4 protein-coding genes are annotated in these 4,645 nt (G+C 39.3%); all 4 read right to left on the reverse strand.

What is annotated here, in order from left to right:
- Nucleotides 1–367: 367 nt before the first annotated feature.
- The gene (locus BWI44_RS00845) at nucleotides 368–1,141 is read right to left on the reverse strand and encodes an ABC transporter ATP-binding protein (RefSeq protein WP_286810409.1); all 774 of its coding nucleotides are present in this window, start codon (nucleotides 1,139–1,141) and stop codon (nucleotides 368–370) included.
- Nucleotides 1,119–2,033, reverse strand: a complete 915-nt coding sequence (locus tag BWI44_RS00850) for an ABC transporter permease (protein ID WP_286810411.1) — start codon at nucleotides 2,031–2,033, stop codon at nucleotides 1,119–1,121. Before BWI44_RS00850 ends, BWI44_RS00845 begins: the two co-directional genes overlap by 23 nt.
- Before the next feature lie 27 nt (nucleotides 2,034–2,060).
- Nucleotides 2,061–3,107 (reverse strand): ABC transporter substrate-binding protein, encoded by a 1,047-nt coding sequence (locus BWI44_RS00855; RefSeq protein ID WP_286810413.1) that lies wholly within the window; start codon nucleotides 3,105–3,107, stop codon nucleotides 2,061–2,063.
- A gap of 81 nt (nucleotides 3,108–3,188) precedes the next feature.
- Nucleotides 3,189–4,645 (reverse strand): fibronectin type III domain-containing protein (locus BWI44_RS00860; RefSeq protein ID WP_286810415.1); only part of this gene is annotated, 1,457 nt, incomplete at its 5' end.

The following is a 4,645-nucleotide window of genomic DNA, read 5'->3' on the forward strand; positions in this document are numbered from 1 at the left end:
ATATAACACTTTGCCATCAAGAACACTTTTCCCAATGGTAAAGAAACAATTCTGATCTACACCTACATGTATTGGAAATAGGATGGATGTCATGGAGCCAAATGTCATTAATAATGTAGATAAGCCTAATAAGAAGAGTATATTCTTCCGTCTATCCCCCATATGAGTTAACATAGTATTGTTACCTTTCTAGTAGAAACTGTCTTTATACATCTTTTACATATTCTTTACAAAAGAAATTCGATACCTATTTTATAAGTTTAATGATAAAAAGTCAACCCAACCAAATATTTCGTTATTTCCAATATATAAAAAAAGAAGCCCCAGACTGCGTTCTGGAGCTCCTTAAATATTCTTTATATTATCTCTAATTACCACATTCAATACTAATTTGATTAAATTTGTCTAAGATATCTTCAATCTTAAGACCCGACTTCTCTTCTCCGGCCTTATCAATCACAACCTCACCTTGATGCATCATAATTAAACGATTACCATACTCTACCGCATACCGTAGGTTATGAGTTACCATGATTGTCGTCAAGTTCTTTTCCTTTACAATCTGGTCTGTCAGCTGCATAATCAACTCTGCTGTTTTAGGATCTAGTGCAGCTGTATGCTCATCCAGAATCAAGAACTCAATTGGAGTCATAGTAGACATCAATAGTGATAAGGCTTGGCGCTGACCACCTGACAAGGAACCAACTTTTACGTGGATTTTATCCTCTAGACCAAGCTTTAGCTTTCTAAGCTGTTCTTTGTAGTAATCTGTACGTTTTTTGTTCGTACCCATGGTAAGATTAAAAGGTTTCCCTTTATTGTCTGCCATAGACATATTCTCAAGAATCGTCATTGATGGACAAGTTCCCATTGCTGGATTCTGAAATACCCTGCCAATTCTTCTCTGACGTTTGTATTCTTTCAGTTTTGTAATGTCCTCACCATTCATTATGATATTACCAGCATCCAGTGGAATACTTCCACAGATTAGGTTTAACATAGAGGTCTTTCCTGAACCATTACTTCCAACTACAGAAACAAACTCTCTATCTGCTATTGTCAGGTTAAAATTCTGAAAGAGGCACATTTCATTGATTGTACCGGGATTGTAATACTTATTAAGATTCTTTAACTCTAGCATCCTTGTTCACCTTCCTCTTTCGCTCCTGACTTAATACCAATATAACTAAAAACAGCACTGCTGTAATTAACTTCAAATCATTTGCACTTAATTTCATGCAGATTGCAAACATATAGCATGCTTTGTAGAGAACTGCTCCTACAATAACAGCAGTTGTGGCTTTTACCCATCCAAAGTGTTTAAACAGATTAATACCAATAATAACGCTGGCAAGACCGATAACTACCGTTCCTGTTCCACTACTTACCTCAAAGAACTGCTGCTCCTGACAGAGAATAGAGCCTGCTAAAGCAACTAGTCCATTAGCCAAAGACAATCCTAGAATCTTCACACTTCCCTTATCCTTTGCCAAGGAAGTCACAAGCATTGGATTATCTCCTGCAGCTCGTAACAGATAACCAGTCTTCGTCTTCATAAAGGCATCCATTAACAGTTTAATAACAATCATAATGACGGCTAGAATAATCAGTGTCATATATGGTTTGATTGCCTCTGGTGCACAATCCACTAACTGTCCAGTAAATATACTACCCTTGCCGTAAATTGGGAGATTCGCCTTACCTGCTATATGTAGATTGATGGAGTAAAGTGCTGTCATCATAATGATACCAGATAACAAGTCACGTACTTTTAACTTAACATGAATTACTCCCGTGATAAAACCTGCTAAAGCACCTATCAGGAATGCAATAGGAAGCGTCAACCAAGCATTGACTCCCTTTGTAATCAGAATTGCAGTTACTGCTCCTCCAAGTGGAAAAGTACCATCTACAGACAGATCTGGGAAGTCCAATATTTTGTATGTAATATAAACTCCTAATGCCATAATGGCAAAGATAAATCCTTGTTCCAGTATCGTAACAAGGTTATCTGGTGTAAAAAAGGTTGCCATACAATCCTCCTAAATCAGAATAGCGCTCTATTCTGTAATCTCCTTAATTACCTCTTTCGCACTATCAAGTAATTCAGATGATAATGTTAAGCCAAGGTCTTCGGCTACTTTTGCGTTCACATAAAGTTCTCCATCTTGGATGACTTCGAATGGCATATCAGAAGCCTTACTTTCACCCTTTAATATCTTAGCTGCCATCTTTCCAGTCTTAATACCAAGCTGATAGTAATCAAGACCTACCGTAGCAAGACAGCCTTTCTTAACCTGCTCAATTTCAGAACCAAAAACAGGAATCTTCTTTGCTTTTGCCTTATCAAGTATTGTTGGCAATGCACTAACTACCGTATTGTCAGTAAGATTATTCAGACAATCTACTTCAGCAAGTAGGCTGTCTGTTGCCATAGGAATATCAGTTACAGTACTAATACCTGATTCTACAATCTCAAAACCATAGTTACCTGCTAACTCCTTATATTCGGCAATAGCGGATTCCGAGTTTACTTCAGATGTAGAATATAGAATACCTATCTTCTTCGCATCAGGAAGAATCTTTCTGATCATCTCTAACTGCTTATCTACAGATAGCTTGTCACTTGTTCCAGTAATCTCTCCTGTTGGTGTCTTATCAGCCTTAGCAAGACCTGCTGCAACAGGATCAGTAATAGCTGTATATACTACAGGAATTCCTGCATCACTGGCTGCTGTAAAAGCACTTTGTGCCATAGGCGTTGCAATTGCACAGATCAAATCCACCTTCTGAGATACATAGTTGTTAGCAATCAGTCCTGCTGTGCCGGTATCTGCTGACGCATTATCATATGTATAAGTAACATTATCTCCTTCTATGTATCCTTCCTGTTTCATCCCCTCTTTAAAACCTTCACGGCAATTATCCAGGGATGCATGTTCTGCAAACTGTCCGATACCAACAGTGACCTTTTCTGACTGGTTACTGTTTGCAGTAGCAGATGTACCAGGCTTTGTGCTCGTATCATTTGCCGTACCACATGCAGTAGCGCTTACCAAGGTCATTGTCAAAACCAAACATCCCGCAATAAGTTTTCTTAGTCTCATAGTTTCCATCCTTCTTTCTTTCTTTTGTATATTATCGTTTATTCCAAGAAATCTGTCAATATGCTTTGGTAAACTAAAGTGTTAATTCGGCGAATTCCAACCTTCAAGATGTAAGGACTTTCCTTTCTTAAGTGTCAGCAGATAGATACTGTTATCCTCAAGCCGCTGAAGAAATAAATTAAGATACCGGCAAGTGCCAATCTCTCCACATTTGATTGCATATACCAGTTCCTTATTGACTTCTTTCGTTGGAAGCATAGCCACCACCTCACCAGCTGTTTTATATTGTGGCACCTTCCCGGCATCTCCCACTACAATAAGTGGTGGCAATGTGGCAACGTTCTCATCAACTTCAATATGAAGAAGTACCTTATAGGGATACATAAGAATCTTCTTTACTTCAAAGTAATAGGTAAGCTGGACTCTTTCCATTCTCGTGCGTATCGCTGACGCCAAGCTGTACCCTTTCATTCCAGATGTGACACGTAATGCTATTCCATTGGAGTATTCCTTTTCGCCATTCACAAGATATACTGCATAGATACGATAGCCATATACATTCCCTGGTACGACACTCTGATCCAAACACCCTCTGGATGTGACTTGATTCAGCAATTCTCCCTCTCCTGGATACGCAGGTACATATCCCTTAGCCCGATAGATTTCAACCATTGCCCCTGTTGGGATTCTGTCCCAAGTAATCTCAATGCCATCAACTTTTATCTTTGTCTCTGGTGCTAACACTTCAAAATAGTTAGTACAGCCACTGGTTGCAAGTAATCCGTTAGATATTGTTCCACACCGCACAGAATATATTCCATAGTAGTATTTCTCTCCAGCCACAATATTACGATCCACGTAACTGTTCTCTTCTACCGTTGCCAACACTACTCCATCCTTATTATGAAATGGTTTCGCATCTTTTTTTCTGAGTATGATGTATCTACTATACGGCTCCTTTCTATTATTATGCCACTTAATATAATTGCAATGATGGACACTGTCAGCTGTCACACGTATGCTCCCATTCAAGCGTGGTGGATATCGCTCCAGAAGTTTCATTACCCCTGGATAGTCCGCACATACTTCCAACGTATCCATGCAGGCCGAGACAATACTCTCCTCCTCTCTGGCCGACTCCGCCTGGCCATATAGATGCTTTCCAGCCAACAGTCCCTGATTAATCTTTGCCTCCATCATCTGGTTATGATACGCTGGAAATTCTTCCTTAAGATCAACCAGTTCCTGATTTGCAGTGTAAAAATACTTCTTGTCTATATTCTCATTGATGCCACTTAGCATACTATACAATTTTCTTTTCCTATTTTCTAATTGGTCCTGTATACGAAGTAGTTCAGGAACTCCACCACATACAGCAAATGCCTCCTGTAGCAAACGATTCGCTTCCTCATAATTGTTTAGGCTCATTTCCTCTCGGATCTTTACCACACGGGGATAAAGAATACTGGCTCTGGAAGCGCTCTCAGTAGCAGATACTTTTTTTTCTCTGTAATGAACAGGTCGCACTGGTGTAACAG

It is taken from the genome of Bacteroides sp. Phil13 (assembly GCF_001940965.1).
In the GTDB taxonomy this organism is placed as follows: Bacteria; Bacteroidota; Bacteroidia; order Bacteroidales; family Bacteroidaceae; genus Bacteroides; species Bacteroides intestinalis.

Bases quoted from the DNA above. Each gene is read 5' to 3' on its own strand.
- BWI44_RS00845 (WP_286810409.1), bottom strand. From the start codon at position 1,141: ATGCTAGAGTTAAAGAATCTTAATAAGTATTACAATCCCGGTACAATC.
- BWI44_RS00850 (WP_286810411.1), bottom strand. From the start codon at position 2,033: ATGGCAACCTTTTTTACACCAGATAACCTTGTTACGATACTGGAACAA.
- BWI44_RS00855 (WP_286810413.1), bottom strand. From the start codon at position 3,107: ATGAGACTAAGAAAACTTATTGCGGGATGTTTGGTTTTGACAATGACC.